The sequence below is a fragment of the Ectopseudomonas oleovorans genome (assembly GCF_003052605.1).
Lineage (GTDB): Bacteria > Pseudomonadota > Gammaproteobacteria > Pseudomonadales > Pseudomonadaceae > Aquipseudomonas > Aquipseudomonas oleovorans_A.
On the sequence record NZ_QASO01000036.1, the window covers coordinates 19023 to 39404 of the forward strand.

Genomic DNA, 20382 nt, shown 5'->3' on the forward strand with positions numbered 1-20382 from the left:
GAAACCCGCCGAAACGCCGAGCTGGCGGGTTGCCCCCGCCTTACAGGTCAAAAAGTCGAATCAAGCGCTACGTCGGGCCAGCATACCGCCAAGCAGCCCGGTCAGGCAGCCGGTGAGCAAGCCGCCGACGTGCGCGGCGTTGGCGATGGCGCCGAACTGCAACAACTCGAAGATGCCGGTCATGCAGATCAGCAGCCAGGCCAGCATCATCACCAGCACGCCGGGCGGCAGACGATAGGCAGCATTCGGTGCCAGACGCTGGTAAATCCAGCAATGCCCGAGCAGACCATAAAGTACGCCGGACAACCCGCCGAACAACGACGGCCCGGCCCACCAGTATTGGGCGAAATTCGACGTCAGGCCGAACAACAGGGTCAGCCCGAGCAGGCCGATGGCCCCCTGGCGAAATTCGATGCGCCGCCCCAGTTCCCAGTACCACAGGCTGTTCATCGCCAGGTGCAGCCAGCCGAAGTGAATCAGCATCGGCGTGATCAGGCGCCACCACTGACCGCTGCCCAAAGTGGCATCCAGATAGGTCAGATAAATGCGCTCACCGTCGATACGAAAATCGACGAAGCTCAGCCAGCGAATGGTGGAAAAGTTCTCGCCCGCCAGGGTCACCGCAAAGACGATGAAGGTGGTCAGCAACATCAACGCCGTGACCGGGCTGCTCCGTAGCTGAGTGGCGAAACTCTCGCGCACAGGGGCGACGCTTGGCGGCAGCTCTCCGGCATCATCGCCCTGCGGATGACGCGCATAGAGCTCGCGCACCTGCTCTGCAAGCTCCTGCCCCGGCACCCAGAGCACCTGCTCGCCGCCCTCTTCCGATACCCGGTGCGGCACACGCAAACGCTGCAGCAGAGCGATGAAACCGCTCAAATCGCGATCCAGCGGCAAGCGCAACACAACCACAGCCGTCATCGCGGCGCCTCCTGAGGGTCGACATCGACCCAGACGAATTTACCCGCGTCCAGACGTGTTTCCTGATCCAGACGATAAGCCACCAGGCGGCCACCGACCACCGCGCTGTAATCCAGGCAGGCCAGGTTGGGCCTGATCGGCGCCGGCTTGCCACGTCGCCAGTAGTGACCGACGAACAGCAGCGGCTCATGCGCGCCGTACCTGAGCAGCTCGTCCTTCTGCAGTTCGGTCAACGGCGTCTGCGCCGCCAGCTCCGGCAAGGCATCGGGCTGGAAGACGATATCGCCATAAGTCTTCGGGTCCTCCTCCCAGAACTTGGTGCGGAAGTACGAGCGGGTGAAGCCATCGCCGCTGGTCAGGGTCAGACCATGCGGCAGACGCATGTCGGTCCCGCGTAACAGGCGATCGAGCGCCATGTTGGCGAAACTGCCGGGCACCGCCGAGGCCTGCAGGAAATGTTCGTCGATGCAGCCATCGGGAAATTGCGCCTTGAGCGGCGTGATCAACTCATCATCCCAGCAGGCGTGCACCACGCGGAAGCGCCCGGCGTCGATGAACAGTGGCATCTCGTAGAACCAGCGCAGGAATTCGCGCCACTCCTGCGGGTGATCCTCGAACTGCGCCAATGTCTCGCGCATCAGGCGCTGATGCCGTGGGCTGTGTTCGCGCACGTACTGGCGGCCACTACCCGGCGGCGCCGGCGTGCTCCAACCCAAGGCATTGAACTCGTGATTGCCCATGATGCACAGCGCCTGGCCGGCGCGGACCATGTCATGCACCAGATGCAGGGTTTCACGGATGCCCGGGCCGCGGTCGACCAGGTCACCCAGGAAGATCACCATGCGCGTCGGATGGCACCACACGCCACCCTGGCGGCTGTAACCCAGCCGTTCGAGCAGGCGTTCGAGGGTTTGCGCACAACCGTGGATATCACCGATCAGGTCGTAGCCACGACGGGGGTCGAGGGACATTCAGTCCTGCCCTCCCAGGCGGCTGCCCCATCCAAGCTTGGTGCGGCAGACCTCATAGTAGTTGTGATCCAGCGGGTGGATCAGGCGCAGCTTCTGCGCCTTCTTGGCCACATGCAGGGTATCGCCCGGCGCGCAGGTGAAATGATTCTGGCCGTCACAGGAGACCTGCGGATAAATGGTCATATCCGGCGACACCACCACCTTCAGCTCACTGTGCCCGTCAACCACGATGGGCCGGCTGGACAGGGTGTGTGGGTACATAGGCACGACCACGATGGCATCGAGCTTGGGATGCATGATAGGCCCGCCAGCGGACAGCGCATAAGCGGTAGACCCCGTGGGCGTGGCGACGATCAGGCCGTCGGCCTTCTGGCTGCAGACGAACTGGCCATCGATGTACAGCTCAAACTCGATCATCCGCGTCGACTTGCCGGGGTGCAGCACCACGTCGTTGAGCGCGTCGCCCTGGCCGATGGCCTCGCCCTGACGACGCACCTCGGCTTCGAGCAAGAAGCGATTCTCGGTCAGGTACTGGCCTTCGAGCACCTGCGCCACCTTGAGCTCAAGCTCATCAGGGCGAATATCGGTGAGAAAACCCAGACTGCCACGGTTGATCCCCAGCACCGGCACCTTGTGCCGTGCCAGGGCGCGGGCGGCGCCGAGCATGCTGCCGTCGCCACCGACGACGATCACCAGGTCGCAGACCTCGCCAAGCATCTTGCGTGAGGAGGTTTGCAGGCCGTGTCCCGGCAGCAGGTCGGCGATGGTGTCCTCGAGGATCACATGCAGGTGGCGGTCGAGCAGAAAGCGCTTGAGTCGCCGCACGGTTTCCAGCACCCGCGTGCTACCCAGGCGCCCGATGATGCCGACATTGCGAAATTGCTCCATGGGACTCCCGCCAGACAGATAAGAAACGATGAGGGATTATCGGCCAAAGCTCTGGCCGGCAGCAAACCGCCTCTGTTACTGCGCTATGCTCGGGGCCATGAGCAATCCCGAACTGCTGCATGACCTGCTGCTTGAGCTGCGCACCCCGGCTGTGCGTGACTTGGCCTGGGCGCTGTTCTCGCCACCCATGCTGGGTGAGACCACGAAAGTCCAGCGTCATCCGCTACAGGCCAGTTGCTGGACGCGGCAACCGCAGCGGCTGGCTGACTGGCTCGTGCAGCAGGACAACGATGCCGATGCCCTGCATGCCTGGCTGGCCGCGAAACCGGTGCGCCGCCTCGGTCTCTATTACGAACGCCTGTGGCAGTTCGCCCTGCACGCGGCGCCGGATGTCGAGGTCGTCGCCGCCAACCTGCCGATCCGCCAGAACGGCCAGACCCTGGGCGAACTGGACCTGCTGCTGCGCGACGCAGAAGGCGAACACCATCTTGAATTGGCGGTGAAGTTCTATCTCGGCACGGACGGCAGCGACGCCGCTGACTGGCTAGGCCCGGGCAGTCATGATCGGCTCGATCTGAAACTGAGCCACCTCGCGCAGCACCAGTTACCCCTGTCTTCGCGCCGCGAGGCACGGGTAGCGCTGAACGACCTGCAACTGGGCGAAACCCGATCCGCCTTCTGGCTCGGCGGCTACCTGTTCTATCCCTGGCCTTATGGTTGCCCATCACCTCGCGGCGCGGGTACCGAGCACTGCCGGGGCAATTGGCTACACCAGTGCGACTGGGATGCTTTCGCCGCGACCAAACCAGACGCTCGCTGGCAACCCTTGCCGCGATTGGCCTGGCTCGCACCCGCGCTGATAAAGACTGGCGAGGCCTGGCCCGCAGACACCTTCCAGCAATGGCTGAAGCTGTTACGACCGGACGCTCAGGCGCAGCTGCTGGTGCGCCTGGAGGAAGATCACGCCGGGGATTGGCGAGAGGTCGAACGAATCTTTCTGGTCAACGATCAGTGGCCGGCGCAGTCGTAGCCCGATGCAATCCGGGATGCTGCTACCGGCAATCCGCGGGCGTCACCCACCTCGTTGATAGGCCGCAGGGCCAGCGCCAATCAACGGCTACGCTCGGTACGCCCGCCGGAACGCGCCAGGTACCCCGCCCCGCTTTCACACAGCAGCGCATCACGCTGCACCGCCGGCAGGACGTCCAGGCCTCCGCGCAAGGCATAAACGCTGTAACCCAGTTGCGAGAGCAGAAACACTGCACTGCTGCTGCGCTTGCCGCTGTCGCAATAGCACAGGTAGGTACGTGAGCGATCCAGCAGGCGCGCCTTGAGGCGCAACAGCTGCAGCGGCATATGCAGTGCTTGCGGCGCATGCGCCTTTTCGTACTCCTCCAGCAGGCGTACGTCGAGCCACTGCGCGCCCTGCGTCAGCAACCTGGCGCCCTCGCCCAGCGACACCTCGGCCACGACTGGAGCCTTGAGCAAAGCAAAGAAATCCTGACGATCCAGGCGCAACACACTGCCCGCCTCGACCATGGTCACCGTGGCATTGCGTGGCCGATCAGCAAGCAGCGCTTCTTCACCGAAACAGGCGCCCACCTCTAGCTCCGCCAGCACCTGGTGATCACTGCCGGCGCCGCGAATCACCTCGGCGCGGCCGCTTTCCAGGAAATAGCAGCAATCGCCAGTGGCACCCTCTTCGATAATCTGGCTGCCAGCCGCCAGCTCGATCTTCTGCAAGCGAGCGAGCATGTTCTGCACGTTGGCCGGCGGCACCTTGGCAAACAAGGGGTTTTCCAGCAGCCGCTCCAGCCACTCGACATCGGCGCCACTCTGTTGCAGCGCCAGCAGCAGGTCCTGATGCGCCAGGCGCCAGGTCAGCAGGCGATCGAGCGTGGCACTGTCGATCATCAGCACGCTGATATCGGTCAAGGCGCGAGCGTCATGCAACCGTGGCAGGCCGGGTGACACCGGGTGACAGCTGATCTCGCTGCCGGCCTGCAACGTCTGCGTCCTGCCCGCGGCATCCTGCAGCTGCAACTCGCCGGCCAGCAGATAGCAGGTCAGGCGCGCCTGATCCCCCTGACGAAACAGCAGTTGCCCGGCCAGCAGCGGCTGCGGCACCAACTGGCTACGCAACTCGCGCCACTGCTGCGCGGAAAGCGCGTTGAGCGGCGTCAGGCTGCGCAGTTGTTCGGGGGTAAGGGGTTCGCTCATGAGGATTTCCAGGCTCCGCTGGTCAGACCTGAGTGTAGTCGGCACTAGCGCCCATCAACACCCGTCGACCTTGCAAGCCGCCAGTATGAATGAAGATCAGCCGAGTGCCGCGTGCGAGTTGACCTTGCTCGCAGAAATCGCGCAGCGCCATCAACGCCTTGCCGGTATAAACAGGTTCCAATGGCACACCGCAGGCTTGCTCGGTTTCCAGGATGAACTGGCGCAGCGGCTCATCGATACGGGCAAAACCGCCGCGTGCTGCCTCGATCAGTTGGTAACGCCGCGCCGACGCCCCAGCCTCGTCCAGCAACGTGGCGACCTGAGTGACGACGCCGTGATCATTGGGTACCGCCTGCGCGCCGAACACGCGGCGCCGAACATCACCCAGCAGCAGACCAGCCAGGGTGGTGCCGGTCCCCGCAGCCAGCCACCAGGCATCGAAATCGGACCAGCCGATATCGGCCAACTGCGCTTCGGCCATCGCCACCAGACAGCTGCAGCCACTAGCGCCCTGAAGGCCCAGGCCGCCCTCGCCGATTACCTGGAAACCCGGATAGCGGGCGAGCCAGGGCGCCCAGAAGTCCGGCTGATGCCGCGCACGGTAGCCGCCGTAACCCAGCCAGTGCAGCGTCATGCCCATGCGCTGCAGATCATCGACGGTCGGGGTCTGCTGCGCTTCACCACGCAACAGACCGACGCAGGCGAAACCGAAACGCCGGCCCGCCGCCGCCAGCGCATGCAAATGATTGGAGTGCGCTCCCCCCAGGCTGATCACCCCCTGCGCGCCGGCCGCAGCGGCCTGCTCAAGATAGGGCGCGAGCTTGAACCACTTGTTGCCGGACAGCAGTGGGTCGACAAGATCCAGGCGCAGGCAGGCGAGCTCGACGCCGGCAGCCTCGAGCCAGTCCAGTTGCAGAGGTTGTAGCGGCGCCCGCGGGCGCCAGGTGGGAATCCGTATTGGCAAGGTCAGCTGACAGTGCGCAGACGACTACTCGCCTTGTGCCGCGCGCAGCAGTTCGAATCACCCAGGGTGAAACGGCTGGGCGTATCGACACGATCGATGGGAATGGCACAGCGCTCCCCACTGGGCAAGGATGCGTCGCAGCTGGGCTGCTGATAATGCGCCAACCAGTGCCGATACTGCTCTTCGGAAACGAAGCATTTGCCAGCGGCGTAGGCCATGGGATTGTCCTGATAGCGGGCGACATCCTGCAGGGGAATGGTCAGGTGCCCGGCGCCGGGATGGTACACCACGAACACCACGCCAAGCTTGGCCAGGCGATCCAGCACCTGATCACCGCCCTGACTGGCGAATGCATCGCGCTCACGCTTGAGGCGTTCGATTTCCGCTTGCAACTGGGCATCCAGCTCGTTGCGATAGGCCAGTTCGACGTCGCGTATGGCAATCTGTTCCTTGTACTCCGCCACGGCCGCAGCGACCTTGGCGCGCATTTCACCATCGTACTGCGCACGCAGGATGTCGCCCTCGGTACGACCCTGACGCTCCAGGGTACGCAGCTGTTGAGTCATGTCTTCACGGCTGCTCTGGAAACTTTCGGCCTGGGCGGCCAGTTGCGCTTTGAGGTTGGCGTTGAGCTCCTCCTGCTGGCGCAGCGCCTGATGCAGTCCATGGATCTGCGCCTGCAGATTCTTGCTCTGCTCCTCGCTGGCCAGTTTGAACTTGGCCAGCTCGTCTTCATGCTGCTGGGTCAGGCTGGTGATGCGCAGGCGCTGCTGCTGAATCAGTTGCGCGGTCTTGGCGCGATGTTCATGATCCATCTTCTGCGCCAGTTGTTCGGCCACTTCCTTGGCCGGATCCGGCGCATACCATTTGTCTTCGGAGGCAACCTGCAAACGCTCGGCAACCACCGACTGGGCACTGTCGTCCTCGATCAAGAGCCCGAGCTGGTTACGTTTGACTGCATCGCGCAGCAATACCAGATCGTTTTGCCCCGGCGCCAGACTGGGGTCCCACAGGTGCATCTGGTGCCAGGACACCGGGCACTGACTGCGACAAGCCAGACGAATCGGCCCAGCGCCAAGATCCGGACCACGGCCGGCACGCTCGGCCAGATGTTGTAGAGGAATATTCCAGCCCTTGTCGGGGCGGCCGTCTTCGTCGAAATCCAGAAAGAAGAACACCGCCGCCCTGACCAGCAGGCGCGGATTGATCACCACGAACACCGCACGCATCTGCTCGTCGGCGAACTCGGGCATGTTCACTACACCATCGAGCAAGGCTTCGAACTCAGGGAACATCATCTGTTTGCAGATACCGCGTTCACTGAAGAACATCACGGCTTCCACCATCTGCGGCTTGTTCTGCATGCTCATTGAGGACCCTCTGGACCAACCGGGAATACGTCGCGTGACAGCGCAGCGCAGACTCTGCACCGATATCGTCCTTGATACCTCGAGCAAGTCTAGGGGAAAACCCAACCACAGCAATGTGACTGGGTTGGCACTCACTCTGCGAGCCAGCCCAAATAGGCCACTGCTTGGCGCAAAAATGTGACCAGACCGGAAAGTACGAAAGCTGCCAGCGGTCCGGTCCGCCGGGATGAGTAACAGCCTGCCCAACACAACTCTATCGGCGGATTCTTGCTTTTCACCCCTGCCTCACAAGCGGAATTTTGCCTATTTCAGCCCGTAGCATTGGGCTCATCCGCTCTAGAGCTTGTCGCCGCTGAAGCCCCTCCCACGGTTTGCGGTGCCCCACAATTCAGCGCGTTGGGCGGGTGCAACCCGCCATCGCCATTCTGGCGGGTTGCACCCGCCCTACGATGTATCGGTCACCTGTGAATTGAAGAGGGGAGGCAAACCGTGCTGGCTCAGTGAGAGGGGCTTCAGCCGCGACTGCTGTATGGCGGTGATCCGGCAACCTGGCACGTCACCTGCTCTGGCACGTACAAGCTCGCGCGCCTGTCGCGCGGCCGGACTGATAAAAAAGACAAGAGGTCAGCCATGTTCTGCTATCACTTCACTGCAAACCCCTCATCGTTCAATCCGCTTCGCGAGTGCCTATTCCGGCGCCAGAAGACTGCCTGCACAGCACTGCCGCGTCCTTAGCTAAAAATAACAACAACGGAGAATTCCCATGCACTTAGCCAAGCGCCTTGGCCTGTTCGCCGCTGCCGCGATTTTGGCCAGTAGTCCCAACGCTCACGCCAATCCAACCTCGATCAACATCCTTACCGGCGGTATCGGCAGCAGCACCTATCAGTCGGGCACCATTCCTGCCGACACCTACAAGGGCCAGGCCAACGACGTGACGACGGCGACCATTACCAACGTTCTGGTCAGCCAGACCAGCGTTTCCGACGCCGTGGCCTATCAGATGACCAAGCTGCTCTTCGAGAACCTCGACCGACTGGCCGATGCGCATCCGGCAGCCAAGGACATCAGACTGGAGCGCGCCACCAGTGGTCTGCCGATTCCGCTGCACCCAGGCGCCGAGCGCTTTTACCGAGAAGTGGACGTTCTCATGTAGAGCGCCGCTCAGCCTTTGGCTGCGGCGAGAAAAGGCGCCAGGCGCTGCGCCATTTCGGCACCCAGCGCCTGCAGGCCACTCATTGGCCGCACCATGACCTCGAACTCGAGGATTAGCCCCGAATCGTCGAAACGAATCATGTCGATTCCTTTCAACTCGCGCCCACCAACCTTCGCGGAAAACTCCAGCACCACATTGAGGCCATCGGCGGTGGCCAGTTCACGGTGATAGGCGAAGTCCTCGAATACCTTGAGCACAGTATTGAGGATCATATTGACCACCTGCGCTCCCGGATACGGGGTGTGTGCCATCGGTGAGCGGAACACCGCCTGTGGGTGCAGCAACTCAGGCAAGGCGCTCAGATCCCTGGCGGCGACGAATTGGTGCCAGCGCTCGAGGCTGGCTGCAGCGGCAGGTTGCAGCAGGGCATTGAGAGACACCGGCTCCTCCTTGTTGTTTTCAGGCCAGATAGCAAACGCCCCGCACTAGGCGGGGCGTCATCATTACAGCTCAGCAGCCAGACGCGAGCCCTGGTTGATCGCCCGCTTGGCATCGAGCTCGGCGGCAACATCCGCGCCGCCGACCAGGTGCACGCGTTGGCCGGCGCTTTCCAGACCTTCCTGCAGCTCGCGCAGCGGGTCCTGGCCAGCGCAGACGATCACGGTATCGACTGGCAGCACCTGCTCCTCGCCACCAGCAATGCGGATATGCAGGCCGGCATCGTCGACCTTCACGTACTCGACCGAGTTGAGCATCTGTACATTCTTGTTCTTCAGCCCGGTACGGTGAATCCAGCCGGTGGTCTTGCCCAGGCCGTCGCCGACCTTGGTTTTCTTGCGCTGCAGCAGGAAAACCTGACGCGCCGCCGGATGTGGCTGCGCCTGCACGCCGGCCACACCACCACGGGCCTCCAGCGCGGTATCGATACCCCACTCCTGCCAGAACGCCTCACGGTCGAGGCTGGTGGCCTTGCCCTGGTGCGTGATGAACTCCGATACATCGAAGCCGATACCGCCAGCGCCGATCACCGCCACCTTCTGCCCGACTGGCTTGCGCTCGAGAATCGCGTCCAGGTAGCTGATCACCTTGGCATGCTCGATTCCCGGAATATCCGGCGTACGCGGGGTAATGCCGGTGGCCAGGATGATTTCGTCAAAGCCGCCCGCCACCAGGTCGTCCACCGACACACGGGTATTCAGGCGCACGTCGACGCCCGTGGTTTCTAGCTTGCGCTTGAAGTAGCGCAGGGTCTCGAAGAACTCCTCCTTGCCCGGCACGCGCTTGGCTACATTGAACTGGCCGCCGATCTCGCTGGCCGAATCGAACAGGGTCACGCTATGGCCACGTTCGGCGGCGACGGTGGAAGCGGCCAACCCGGCAGGGCCGGCACCGACCACGGCGATCTTCTTCACCTGCGTAGTAGGGATGTAGTTCAGCTCAGTCTCGTGGCAGGCACGCGGGTTGACCAGGCAGCTGGTCAGCTTGCCGCCGAAGGTGTGATCCAGGCAGGCCTGGTTGCAGCCGATGCAGGTGTTGATCTCGTCCGCACGGCCCTCGGCCGCCTTGTTGACGAACTCCGGGTCGGCGAGGAACGGGCGCGCCATGGACACCATGTCGGCATCGCCCTCGGCCAGCACCTGCTCGGCCACTTCCGGGGTATTGATGCGGTTGGTGGTGATCAGCGGGATGTTCACCTCGCCCTTGAGCTTGGCGGTGACCTTGGTGAAGGCGGCACGCGGCACCTTGGTGGCGATGGTCGGGATGCGCGCCTCGTGCCAGCCGATACCGGTGTTGATCAAGGTGGCGCCGGCCTGTTCGATGGCCTTGGCCAGCAGGACGATCTCGTCCCAGGTGCTGCCGCCTTCGACCAGGTCGAGCATCGACAGACGATAGATGATGATGAAGTTCGGCCCGACCGCCTCGCGCACGCGGCGCACGATCTCCACAGGCAGGCGCATGCGGTTCTCGTAGCTGCCGCCCCAGCGGTCGGTACGGTGGTTGGTGTGGGCCACCAGGAACTGGTTGATGAAGTAGCCTTCCGAGCCCATCACCTCGACGCCGTCATAACCGGCCTGCTGGGCCAGCGCGGCGCAGTTGACGAAGTCGGCGATCTGCTTCTCGATGCCTCCCTCGTCCAGCTCGCGCGGCTTGAATGGGTTGATCGGCGCCTGGATGGCGCTGGGCGCCACGGACTTCGGGCTGTAGGCGTAACGCCCGGCATGCAGGATCTGCATGCAGATCTTGCCGCCGGCCTCATGCACGGCACGGGTGACGATCTTGTGCTTCTCGGCCTCTTCCAGCGTGCTCAGCTTGGCCGCACCGGAATACACGCCACCCTCTTCGTTCGGGCCAATACCGCCAGTCACCATCAGGCCAACACCGCCTCGGGCGCGCTCGGCAAAATAGGCCGCCATGCGCTCGAAGCCGCCCGGCTTCTCTTCCAGGCCAGTGTGCATGGAGCCCATCAGGGTGCGGTTCTTCAGCGTGGTGAAGCCGAGATCGAGCGGGGCCAGCAGGTGCGGGTAACGAGCAGTCATGGAATTCTCCACATCGCGGTGCAGTTCACGGATTGCCGCGGTCTCATGGGCACGCGGTCGGTTATGGAGCCAGACGATAAAGAGCCTGCCAGCCAGGCTCAATGATCAAAACTGACAAGATAATGATCAAAAATTGCAATCTCGCTTGGCAGCACGACTCCACCGGCCTACCCTGCAACGCAATCAAGCCGAAAATCTGACATGCGCCTACTGATCACCCTCGTGCTATCGCTCGCCCTGCTGACCGCCCTCGGCAGCTACGCCCACTGGATCGAGCAACGCCCCGGCAGCCATTACCTGTCCGACCTGCGTAGCCAGGTGGCGCTGGATATTGGTCAGCTCGGCACGCGCGGCAACCTGCTGGGCATCCAGCCCGAGCTGTTCGCCGCCGACTACCAGAGCCTGGCGCGCCTGCGCCTGAAACTGGCGGCCTATCTGGATCATGCCCGCGAACAAGGCCTGCTCAGCGAACGCACCGTCGTCGTACTGCCCGAGCATATCGGCACCTGGCTGCTAGCTATTGATGAGAAGGATGCGCTGTACCGCGCCGATGAGCGCCACCAGGCGCTGCGTTGGCTGGCAGCGCGTAACACGGTGGATTTTCTCGGCGCCTGGCTCAACGCTGACGGCGACGCACGCCTGGACGATGCTCTGCTGCGCACCAAGGCCAAGCGCATGGCGCATGACTATCAGCAACTGTTCGGCGACCTGGCCCGCGATTACCGGGTCACTCTAGTGGCCGGCTCCATCGTCCTGCCCGAGCCTCGCCTGCATGAAGGTCGCCTCAATGTCGGTCGTGGGCCGCTGTACAACGTCAGCCTGGTATTCGACCGAACCGGCCAACCACTGGGGCAACCGCAGCGCCATGCCTTCGAGGCCGGCACACTGACCACCGCAGCAGCCGACACCCTGCAGGTGCTGGAGACTCCGGCCGGTCGACTTGGCGTGCTGCTCGGCAGCGACACCCGTCACCTTGCTCGGGCTCAGACGCCGCACGATGAAGCCATCGAGCTGCTGGCCATACCCAGCGACCTCGACGACCAGACGGACGACACGCCGCTCATCGCACACCTGCAGGCCCATGGCATTCGCGCCGGGCTGAAAGTCCATCTGCGCGGCAGATTGTGGGAGCGCAGCGGCCAGCCCACCGCGCTCGCCTTCGATGCAGGCCGCAGCACTCACAGCGCCAGCGACCGGGGCGCACAACTGGTCAATATCTGGCTATGAAGAGCTCACGCGTTCGCCTTGGCGACCTCTCCGTCGGCTTCACCCAACCACTGGCCGCCGCACTGCGCGCCAAGGGGCACGATCCACAGCCCCTGCTGCAACAATTCGGCCTCGACACCGCGCGCCTGAGCGAGCCACGCGCACGCCTGTCGATCCCCCGCTTCATGCGCCTTGGCCATAGCGCCATTGCCCTGTGCGACAACCCCGCCCTGGGCCTGGAGATGGGCCGTCACAGCCGCCTCAGCCAGGTTGGCCTGGCCGGCATCTGCGCCGCGCAGGCGCCTGATCTGCGCGAAGCGGCACGCACCCTGACCCGCTTCGAGCCGTTGTACGCCGCCAACTATCGCGGCCGTTCGGGCTTCAGCGAGGATGCGCGCGGCGCCTGGCTGCATTTCTATTCCATCAGCCCCTACAACGCCTACAACCGTTTCGTGGTGGACTCGGTGCTGGCCGGCTGGCAGACCAACCTGAGCCAGGTGGTCGACCGATCCATCACCGCGGAAAAGGTCGAGATCGAATTTCCTGCACCGGACTACGGCGAACGCTACGAAGCGCTGTTCGGCTGCCCCGTCGAGTTCAGCGCTGGCGCCAATCGCCTGCGCCTGAGCAGCGAAACCCTGGCCCTGCGCAATCCACAGCATTGCCCTGGCACCTGGCGGCACCTGCTGGAGCTGTGTGAACGAGAGCTCGATCAACTGACCCGCACGCGCAGCCTGCGCGAACAGGTCATCCAGCTACTCGGCCCACTGTTGCACGGCCACGAGCCGGATCTGCAGGAAGTGGCGCGCAGCCTGCATCTGCCGAGCTGGACGCTGCGGCGCAAGCTGGCCGAGGAAGGCACGCAATTTCGCGCCATCCTCAACGATACCCGCCGCGACCTGGCCACGGCCTATATCCGTGATACCGAGCTGGCCTTTGGCGAGATCGCCTACCTGCTCGGCTTCGCCTCGGCCGAAGCCTTCCAGCGCGCCTTCAAGCGCTGGCTCGGGCAAACACCCGGCGACTACCGCCGCACACAGCGCAGGGCCAGCGGCGAAGCTCAGAGTTCGGTGGCGTCGTCGTCCACATCGGGCATGTCCTGACTGAGGACGTCGCGCTCGAGCAGTTCTTCCTGATAGTCATCCATCGGGCATTCTCCTGGGGCATTTCATCTTTCGTTAGCAAGCTACGTTGCCAGTGTGAAGACAAGATGACGAAAAACCGCAGGGCGATTGATTACCCCGGATCACAGGCAATAAAAAACCCGTCGACCTTGCGATCGACGGGTTTCGTATATGGCGCAGCGGACGGGACTCGAACCCGCGACCCCCGGCGTGACAGGCCGGTATTCTAACCGACTGAACTACCGCTGCGTGTCGGTTGGACTTTCGCCCAGAAAACTCTTTAAGCGTTACTGCATCTGATGGCGTCCTTGCGGACTCTGCCATCTCAAACCGATGAATCATCGATCTGGGAAATAATGGCGCAGCGGACGGGACTCGAACCCGCGACCCCCGGCGTGACAGGCCGGTATTCTAACCGACTGAACTACCGCTGCGCGTCGGTGGACTTTCGTCCTTCTCACTGGGCTATGGTGGGTGATGACGGGATCGAACCGCCGACCCTCTGCTTGTAAGGCAGATGCTCTCCCGGCTGAGCTAATCACCCATGTGCCTTAGCGAGGCGCGCACTTTATGCAGGCGGCGATGCTAAGTCAACACCCCGCTTGAATTTTTTCTGAAAAAGGCGGGGTCACCGCCTGATGCCTGGCAGTTACACGTCGCCGCTGCGAATGCGTAGGAGCGGCGCCCCGCCGCGAACCGGGGCGATGCGCCATTGAAAAGCTTCGCCCCGGGGCGGGGCTCCTACGAAAGGCCGGTTTGGCAACCTAGGGTCATCGCCCAGCTCATTCCATCTCGCCGCACAGCTCGGCCGCTCTCAATAGCGCCGCTGTCAGGCTGTGGCGCTCCCAGTCGGCCAGCGCAGCGAAACGCTGGTTGAATTCCGGTGGCATCAACGAAGGTGCTTGCTGGATCAGCTCACGGCCCGCATCGCTGATCAACAGCCACTGGCGCCGGCGATCCTGATCATCACGCTGGCGCTGCAACAGACCACGCTCTTCCAAGCGATCGAGCATGCCGGACAGCGTCGCAGCGGTAAGGCTAACGCGGCTGCTGAGCACGCTGGCGGTCAGGCGCGCTTCACTGGCCAGTACCTGCAGGATCATCAACTGCATGGGCGTCAGCCCACCGAAGCGGGCCAGGCGCTTGGCGTGCACCTCCCCCGCCTGCTGCAAGCGCCGCAGCGCCTGAAACAGGGGCATCTCGAAGGCCATGACAGATGACAAATCTATTTCAACAGGAACTTTTTTATCGCTCATAAGCACCAATTAATGAAAACCAAAACTTTGACATGAAAGCATTATTTTGTTTTGGTGTAAAAGGCTCGATCACGAGCCACTCCCCAACGGCAACACCGGTAAGGAACTATGTGCGGAATAGCTGGAGAACTACGTTTTGATCGACGCCCCGCGGACCTGGCGGCAGTCGAACGCATCACCCACCACCTCGCCCCTCGCGGCCCCGACGCCCACGGCTTCCACAGCCAGGGCCCCATTGCCCTCGGCCATCGCCGCCTGAAGATCATGGATCTGGCCGAAGCCTCGGGCCAGCCGATGATCGACAGCGATCTCGGCCTGTCCATGGTGTTCAACGGCGCCATTTACAACTACCCCGAGCTGCGCGCCGAGCTGGAGGCGCTGGGTTATCGCTTCTTCTCCGGCGGCGACACCGAGGTGCTGCTCAAGGGCTATCACGCGTGGGGCGAGAAACTGCTGCCCAAGCTCAATGGCATGTTCGCCTTCGCCGTCTGGGAGCGTGACAAGCAGAACCTGTTCATCGCCCGCGACCGCCTCGGCGTCAAACCGCTGTATCTGTCGCGCACTGGTGAGCGCCTGCGCTTCGCCTCGTCGCTGCCAGCCCTGCTGCAGGGTGGCGACATCGCCAAGACGCTGGATGCCGTCGCCCTCAACCACTATTTGAACTTCCATGCCGTGGTACCCGCGCCGCGCACCATTCTGGCGGGCGTGGAGAAACTGCCGCCAGCCACTTGGATGCGTGTCGATGCCGACGGCAAGGTCGAGCAGCACACCTGGTGGACGCTGCAGTTCGGCCCGCAAGGCGAGGAAGTGAACTTCGGTTTTGAAGAATGGCGCGACCGCACACTGCAGACCATGCGCGAAGCGGTGGAGATTCGTCAGCGCGCGGCGGTCGACGTCGGCGTGCTGCTCTCCGGTGGCGTCGATTCGAGCATGCTGGTCGGCCTGCTGCGCGAAGCCGGGGTGGACAACCTGCTGACCTTCTCCATCGGCTTCCAGGATGCCGGCGGCGAACGTGGCGACGAATTCCAGTATTCGGACCTGATCGCCCAGCATTTCGGCACCCGCCATCATCAATTGCGCATTGGCGAGCACGAGATTCTCGAGCAGCTGCCGCAGGCCTTCCGTGCCATGAGCGAGCCGATGGTCAGCCATGACTGCATCGCCTTCTACCTGCTCTCGCGGGAAGTGGCCAAGCACTGCAAGGTGGTGCAGAGTGGCCAAGGCGCCGATGAACTGTTCGCTGGCTACCACTGGTACCCGCAGGTCGATGGCGCCAAGGATGCTTTCGCCGCCTACCGCGCGGCTTTCTTCGACCGCGAGCACGACGAATACGCGGCCTGCATGCAGCCCGCCTGGCTGACCGGCGACATGGCCGGCGACTTCGTGCGCGAGCACTTCGCCATGCCCGGTGCCGATGCTGCAGTGGACAAGGCCCTGCGCCTGGACAGCACGGTGATGCTGGTCGACGACCCGGTCAAGCGCGTGGACAACATGACCATGGCCTGGGGTCTGGAGGCGCGCACGCCGTTCCTCGACTACCGCGTGGCCGAGCTGTCGGCGCGCATTCCGGCGCAGTTCAAGCTGCCTGAGGGCGGCAAGTACGTGCTCAAGGAAGCCGCGCGTAAGGTCATCCCCAGCGAGGTGATCGACCGGCCCAAGGGCTACTTCCCGGTGCCGGGTCTCAAGCATCTGGAAGGCGCCACCCTGGGTTGGGTGCGCGACCTGCTGCTCGACCCCAGCCAGGATCGCGGCCTGTTCAACCCGACCATGCTCGATCAGTTGCTGACCAACCCGCAGGGCCAGCTCACGCGGCTACGCGGCTCCAAGCTGTGGCAGCTTGCGGCGCTCAACCTGTGGCTGAGCGAACAGGGTCTGTAACTCAAATGGAGCGGCCATTTGGCCGCTCCTGCAGGATCAATGGTCGTAGCCCGGTAAAGCCGGGATTTGCCGCGACTCAATGACGATCCGGCCAAGACCGGACGTAATGAACACGGACAGGGACTATTCCATGCGCTCCACTGCCTTCAACCAACGCCTGCTGCGCGGCCAGACGCCCTCCTACGAGCGCCTGCAGGCCCGCCTGGCCGAGGATCACAGCAGCCAACCCAGCCAGCCACAAGCCATTCATTGCGGCTGGGGCCGCCTGCTGATCGGCCATACCTACCCCGACGCCACTGTCCTGGCCGAATCCCTGCTGGACGAACAGCCCGGTGAACGTGACATCGCCCTGTACGTGGCGGCCCCGCACCAGGTGCTGGCGCATGCGCCTCAGCAGCTATTTCTCGACCCCTCCGACACGCTGCGTCTGTGGTTCACCGACTACCGTCCGGCGCGTCGTAGCTTTCGCGGCTTTCGTATTCGCCGGGCGCAGAACGATGCCGACTGGCAGGCCATCAACTGCCTGTACCAGACCCGCGGCATGCTGCCGATCGACCCGGCCAAGCTCACGCCTTACAACGAGGGCGGCCCGACCTACTGGCTAGCCGAGGACGAAGACAGCGGCGCGGTGATCGGCAGTGTTATGGGCCTTAACCACCAACGCGCCTTCCGTGACCCGGAAAACGGCAGCAGCCTGTGGTGCCTGGCGGTCGACCCGCAATGCAGCCGACCCGGTGTCGGCGAGGTACTGGTGCGTCACCTGATCGAGCACGGCATGAGCCGTGGCCTGAGCTACCTCGACCTGTCGGTGCTGCACGATAACAAGCAGGCCAAGAAGCTCTACGCCAAGCTCGGCTTCCGCGAGTTGCAGACCTTCAGCCTCAAGCGCAAGAACGGCATCAACCAGCCGCTGTTCCTCGGCCCCGGCCCGCAGGCCGAGCTCAACCCCTATGCGCGCATCATCGTCGACGAGGCCCTGCGCCGCGGCATCGAAGTGCAGGTGGATGACGCCGAGGCCGGGCTGTTCACCCTCAGTCACGGCGGCCGACGCATCCGCTGCCGCGAATCGCTGTGCGACCTGACCAGCGCCGTGAGCATGACCCTGTGCCAGGACAAGCGCCTGACTCACCGTGCCCTGTCGCGCGCCGACCTCAGCGTGCCGGCCCAGCGCCTGGCCGCCAGCGCCGAAGACAACGCCACTTTTCTCGCCGAGCATGGCTCGGTCGTGGTCAAACCAGTCGATGGCGAGCAAGGCCAGGGCGTGGCCGTGGATCTGCGTACGCCGGGCGAGGTGCAGGAAGCCATCGAACGCGCCCGCGTGTTCGATCAGCGCGTACTGCTGGAGAGTTATCACGAAGGTCACGACCTGCGCGTACTGGTAATCGGCTACGAAGTGGTGGCCGCGGCTATCCGCCGTCCGGCCGAGATCATTGGTGATGGCCGCCACAGCATTGGCCAGCTGATCGATGCCCAGAGCCGTCGCCGCCAGGCCGCCACCGACGGCGAAAGCCGCATTCCCAAGGACGCCGAAACCCTGCGCACCCTGCATGGCGCCGGCCTCGACTACGACAGTGTGCTGCCCGCCGGCGAGCGCCTGGCCGTGCGCAAGACCGCCAACCTGCATACCGGCGGCACTCTGGAAGACGTCACCGCGATCCTCCATCCGACCCTGCGCGACGCCGCCATCAAGGCCGCGCGCGCGTTGGAAATCCCGGTGGTCGGCCTCGACCTGCTGGTGCCTGCCGCCGATCAAGCCGAGTACGTATTCATCGAAGCCAACGAACGCGCCGGCCTGGCCAACCACGAACCGCAGCCAACCGCCGAACGCTTCGTCGACCTGCTCTTTCCGCTAAGCCAGGCGACCAGCTGATTTCAGCGGGCAACGAACCAGACAGCCCCAGGAGACTCCATGCAGCCACTCCCCGAACCCGACCTCGACTATATGCAGAAAGTGCTGCTGGAGATGCTTGCCATCCCCAGCCCCACCGGTTTTACCGACACCATCGTGCGCTACGTCGCCGAGCGCCTCGAAGAGCTGGAAATCCCCTTCGAGCTGACCCGCCGTGGCACCATCCGCGCCACCCTGCGCGGGCGTCAGAGCGAGTACGAACGTTTCGACCGTGCCGTTTCCGTGCACCTCGACACCATTGGCGCCATCGTCCGCGAGATCAAGGACAACGGCCGTCTCGGCCTGGCACCGGTGGGCTGCTGGTCGAGCCGTTTCGCCGAGGGCAGTCGCGTCAGCCTGTTCACCGACAACGGCGTGATTCGCGGCAGCGTGCTACCACTGCTGGCCTCGGGGCACGCCTTCAACACCGCCGTCGACAGCATGCCGGTGAGCTGGGATCACGTCGAACTGCGCCTGGACGCCTACTGCGCCACGCGCGCCGACTGCGACACGCTGGGCATTGCGGTGGGCGACTTCGTCGCCTTCGACCCGTTGCCGGAGTTCTCCGAAAGCGGCCATATCAGCGCCCGTCACCTCGATGACAAGGCCGGCGCTGCGGCGCTGCTGGCCTCGCTCAAGGCCATTCGCGATCAAGGCCTGCAACCGATGATCGACTGCCATCCGCTATTCACCATCACCGAGGAGGTGGGTTCCGGCGCCGCCGCCGCCCTGCCCTGGGACGTCAGCGAGTTCGTCGGCATTGATATCGCCCCGGTCGCACCAGGCCAGCAGTCCAGCGAGCACGCCGTCAGCGTGGCCATGCAGGATTCCGGCGGCCCCTACGACTATCACCTGTCGCGCCAGTTGCTGCGCCTGGCAGCTGAATATGAGGTACCGGTTCGCCGCGACCTGTTCCGTTACTACCACAGCGACGCACAGTCAGCAGTCACCGCCGGCCATGACATCCGCACCGCGCTGTTGGCCTTCGGCTGCGACGCCACCCATGGCTACGAGCGTACCCATATCGACAGCCTCAAGGCCCTCAGCCGCCTGCTCACTGCCTACATGATGAGCCCGCCGGTGTTCGCCAGCGATGCGCAACCGGCACAGGGTTCGCTGGAGCGCTTCAGCCACCAGCTGGAGCATGACGCTCAGATGGAAAGCGATACCCGTGTACCACCAGTGGATAGCCTGCTCGGGCAACGCGAACAGGATGCTTGAAGGCCATCGGCCATAAAGGCAAAGTGACACACAGGACAGGGGGGGAACACAGGTTCCCCCCCTGACGTGTTCTGCCCCTTGCGGCAGCCACCCGGCACGCTAAAAGCCGCCCACGCGCAGGGTCACCAGAGGTTCACGGATGCCTCGTTTCTGTCTGGCTTTTCTGCTTTTCTGCCTGATCGGCCAAGCTGGGCATTACAGCCCGTGGTGCTGGACAGTCAGGAGCAGCGCCTGTCGCTGACACCCTACCTGGGCAAGCTGGAACATCCTCGCCAGCCTGACCGTTTCGCTGGTGTCGCTGATCCTCCTGCTGACCGGTCTTTACGTCTGGCGCCAAGGCGGCGGACTGTCTGCCGAGCAAATTCCTGTGCTGGTGGTAAGAGATCGCAGTGGTCAGCAGGCAGACTTCAAGTTGGAAAAGCTGGATGCACAGCACATAGGGGAGCGGCTACGCCCGCTGATAGACGCGGATGCGATTCTCTGTACTGACAGCGCAGGTGTCTACGCCCATTTCGCCAAGGTTGAAGGCATCACTCACCGACCGATTAACCCGAGCCAGAATCGACGGGTTGATGGTGCTTTCCACATCCAGAACGTGAATGCCTACGACAGCCGACTCAAGAGCTGGATGATTCCTTTTCATGGTGTGGCCACCAAGTACCTAACGAACTATCTGGGCTGGCGCCGCCTGCTTGAGCGCTACAAAACACAGCTCAACCCATTGATTTGCTTGAAAGAGGCGTTGGGGTATAGGGATATGCAACAGTTAACTCAGACATAGC

The 20382-nt window shown here is 63.5% G+C and carries 15 protein-coding genes, 3 tRNA genes and 3 pseudogenes; 9 read left to right on the forward strand and 12 right to left on the reverse strand.

Annotated elements, in window-relative coordinates:
* Window positions 1-60 precede the first annotated feature (60 nt).
* The 3 genes from DBO86_RS06370 to DBO86_RS06380 are packed head-to-tail and all read right to left on the reverse strand — an operon-like array spanning window position 61 to window position 2780.
* Window positions 61-921 (reverse strand): rhomboid family intramembrane serine protease, encoded by an 861-nt coding sequence (locus DBO86_RS06370; RefSeq protein ID WP_104727251.1) that lies wholly within the window; start codon window positions 919-921, stop codon window positions 61-63.
* Window positions 918-1892 carry a metallophosphoesterase gene (locus DBO86_RS06375; protein ID WP_108233259.1) on the reverse strand — a complete coding sequence of 325 codons (975 nt, stop codon included), beginning with the start codon at window positions 1890-1892 and terminating at the stop codon, window positions 918-920. Before DBO86_RS06375 ends, DBO86_RS06370 begins: the two co-directional genes overlap by 4 nt.
* Entirely contained in the window at window positions 1893-2780 is an 888-nt protein-coding gene (locus tag DBO86_RS06380; RefSeq protein WP_108233260.1) for an NAD(+) kinase, read from the reverse strand. It lies immediately after the preceding gene.
* 97 nt (window positions 2781-2877) lie between these two features.
* Here DBO86_RS06380 and DBO86_RS06385 point away from each other — a divergent pair, with 97 nt between their 5' ends.
* Window positions 2878-3810, forward strand: a complete 933-nt coding sequence (locus DBO86_RS06385; RefSeq protein WP_108233270.1) for a DUF1853 family protein — start codon at window positions 2878-2880, stop codon at window positions 3808-3810.
* A gap of 80 nt (window positions 3811-3890) precedes the next feature.
* Here the strand turns inward: DBO86_RS06385 and DBO86_RS06390 are convergent, their stop codons facing one another.
* The 3 genes from DBO86_RS06390 to DBO86_RS06400 are packed head-to-tail and all read right to left on the reverse strand — an operon-like array spanning window position 3891 to window position 7334.
* Window positions 3891-5000 carry a cyclic nucleotide-binding domain-containing protein gene (locus DBO86_RS06390; RefSeq protein ID WP_108233261.1) on the reverse strand — a complete coding sequence of 370 codons (1110 nt, stop codon included), beginning with the start codon at window positions 4998-5000 and terminating at the stop codon, window positions 3891-3893.
* Between the two features lie 22 nt (window positions 5001-5022).
* Window positions 5023-5964: a 1-aminocyclopropane-1-carboxylate deaminase/D-cysteine desulfhydrase gene (locus DBO86_RS06395; RefSeq protein WP_108233262.1), complete on the reverse strand. Its 942-nt coding sequence runs from the start codon at window positions 5962-5964 to the stop codon at window positions 5023-5025.
* A gap of 2 nt (window positions 5965-5966) precedes the next feature.
* Window positions 5967-7334 carry a chromosome partitioning protein ParA gene (locus tag DBO86_RS06400; protein ID WP_108233263.1) on the reverse strand — a complete coding sequence of 456 codons (1368 nt, stop codon included), beginning with the start codon at window positions 7332-7334 and terminating at the stop codon, window positions 5967-5969.
* A gap of 868 nt (window positions 7335-8202) precedes the next feature.
* On the opposite strand from DBO86_RS06400, the pseudogene DBO86_RS06405 reads away from it, so the two are divergent.
* Window positions 8203-8490 (forward strand): annotated as a pseudogene (locus DBO86_RS06405) (TAXI family TRAP transporter solute-binding subunit); the annotation flags it as partial.
* Window positions 8491-8498: 8 nt separating this feature from the next.
* Here DBO86_RS06405 and DBO86_RS06410 read toward each other — a convergent pair.
* Entirely contained in the window at window positions 8499-8930 is a 432-nt protein-coding gene (locus DBO86_RS06410; protein ID WP_108233264.1) for a nuclear transport factor 2 family protein, read from the reverse strand.
* 63 nt (window positions 8931-8993) lie between these two features.
* Window positions 8994-11027, reverse strand: coding sequence for an NADPH-dependent 2,4-dienoyl-CoA reductase (locus tag DBO86_RS06415; RefSeq protein WP_108233265.1), 2034 nt, complete (start codon window positions 11025-11027; stop codon window positions 8994-8996).
* 201 nt (window positions 11028-11228) lie between these two features.
* Between DBO86_RS06415 and DBO86_RS06420 the strand changes: the two genes are divergently transcribed.
* Entirely contained in the window at window positions 11229-12254 is a 1026-nt protein-coding gene (locus tag DBO86_RS06420) for a carbon-nitrogen hydrolase family protein (protein ID WP_108233266.1), read from the forward strand.
* Window positions 12251-13336: an AraC family transcriptional regulator gene (locus DBO86_RS06425; RefSeq protein ID WP_108233267.1), complete on the forward strand. Its 1086-nt coding sequence runs from the start codon at window positions 12251-12253 to the stop codon at window positions 13334-13336. Before DBO86_RS06420 ends, DBO86_RS06425 begins: the two co-directional genes overlap by 4 nt.
* Before the next feature lie 193 nt (window positions 13337-13529).
* Here DBO86_RS06425 and DBO86_RS06430 read toward each other — a convergent pair.
* The 4 genes from DBO86_RS06430 to DBO86_RS06450 form a co-directional block, all read right to left on the reverse strand.
* Window positions 13530-13606 (reverse strand) — tRNA-Asp (locus tag DBO86_RS06430).
* Window positions 13607-13714: 108 nt separating this feature from the next.
* Window positions 13715-13791, reverse strand: a tRNA-Asp gene (locus DBO86_RS06435).
* Window positions 13792-13825: 34 nt separating this feature from the next.
* Window positions 13826-13901: transfer RNA gene (locus DBO86_RS06440), tRNA-Val, on the reverse strand.
* Between the two features lie 238 nt (window positions 13902-14139).
* Entirely contained in the window at window positions 14140-14613 is a 474-nt protein-coding gene (locus DBO86_RS06450) for a MarR family winged helix-turn-helix transcriptional regulator (protein WP_003461493.1), read from the reverse strand.
* Between the two features lie 108 nt (window positions 14614-14721).
* Here DBO86_RS06450 and DBO86_RS06455 point away from each other — a divergent pair, with 108 nt between their 5' ends.
* The 5 genes and pseudogenes from DBO86_RS06455 to DBO86_RS06470 form a co-directional block, all read left to right on the forward strand.
* Window positions 14722-16491, forward strand: a complete 1770-nt coding sequence (locus DBO86_RS06455) for an N-acetylglutaminylglutamine amidotransferase (protein ID WP_108233268.1) — start codon at window positions 14722-14724, stop codon at window positions 16489-16491.
* Window positions 16492-16621: 130 nt separating this feature from the next.
* Window positions 16622-18361, forward strand: a complete 1740-nt coding sequence (gene ngg / locus DBO86_RS06460; protein ID WP_108233269.1) for an N-acetylglutaminylglutamine synthetase — start codon at window positions 16622-16624, stop codon at window positions 18359-18361.
* A gap of 39 nt (window positions 18362-18400) precedes the next feature.
* On the forward strand, window positions 18401-19600 hold the full coding sequence (locus tag DBO86_RS06465) for an osmoprotectant NAGGN system M42 family peptidase (RefSeq protein WP_003461497.1): 1200 nt from the start codon (window positions 18401-18403) through the stop codon (window positions 19598-19600).
* Between the two features lie 256 nt (window positions 19601-19856).
* Window positions 19857-19940 (forward strand): annotated as a pseudogene (locus tag DBO86_RS27220) (hypothetical protein); the annotation flags it as partial.
* Window positions 19941-19943: 3 nt separating this feature from the next.
* A pseudogene (locus tag DBO86_RS06470) lies at window positions 19944-20381 on the forward strand (IS1595-like element ISAchd1 family transposase); the annotation flags it as partial.
* Window position 20382 lies beyond the last annotated feature (1 nt).

Bases quoted from the DNA above. Each gene is read 5' to 3' on its own strand.
- DBO86_RS06370 (WP_104727251.1), bottom strand. From the start codon at position 921: ATGACGGCTGTGGTTGTGTTGCGCTTGCCGCTGGATCGCGATTTGAGC.
- DBO86_RS06375 (WP_108233259.1), bottom strand. From the start codon at position 1,892: ATGTCCCTCGACCCCCGTCGTGGCTACGACCTGATCGGTGATATCCAC.
- DBO86_RS06380 (WP_108233260.1), bottom strand. From the start codon at position 2,780: ATGGAGCAATTTCGCAATGTCGGCATCATCGGGCGCCTGGGTAGCACG.
- DBO86_RS06385 (WP_108233270.1), top strand. From the start codon at position 2,878: ATGAGCAATCCCGAACTGCTGCATGACCTGCTGCTTGAGCTGCGCACC.
- DBO86_RS06390 (WP_108233261.1), bottom strand. From the start codon at position 5,000: ATGAGCGAACCCCTTACCCCCGAACAACTGCGCAGCCTGACGCCGCTC.
- DBO86_RS06400 (WP_108233263.1), bottom strand. From the start codon at position 7,334: ATGAGCATGCAGAACAAGCCGCAGATGGTGGAAGCCGTGATGTTCTTC.
- DBO86_RS06415 (WP_108233265.1), bottom strand. From the start codon at position 11,027: ATGACTGCTCGTTACCCGCACCTGCTGGCCCCGCTCGATCTCGGCTTC.
- DBO86_RS06420 (WP_108233266.1), top strand. From the start codon at position 11,229: ATGCGCCTACTGATCACCCTCGTGCTATCGCTCGCCCTGCTGACCGCC.
- DBO86_RS06425 (WP_108233267.1), top strand. From the start codon at position 12,251: ATGAAGAGCTCACGCGTTCGCCTTGGCGACCTCTCCGTCGGCTTCACC.
- DBO86_RS06450 (WP_003461493.1), bottom strand. From the start codon at position 14,613: ATGAGCGATAAAAAAGTTCCTGTTGAAATAGATTTGTCATCTGTCATG.
- DBO86_RS06455 (WP_108233268.1), top strand. From the start codon at position 14,722: ATGTGCGGAATAGCTGGAGAACTACGTTTTGATCGACGCCCCGCGGAC.
- ngg (WP_108233269.1), top strand. From the start codon at position 16,622: ATGCGCTCCACTGCCTTCAACCAACGCCTGCTGCGCGGCCAGACGCCC.
- DBO86_RS06465 (WP_003461497.1), top strand. From the start codon at position 18,401: ATGCAGCCACTCCCCGAACCCGACCTCGACTATATGCAGAAAGTGCTG.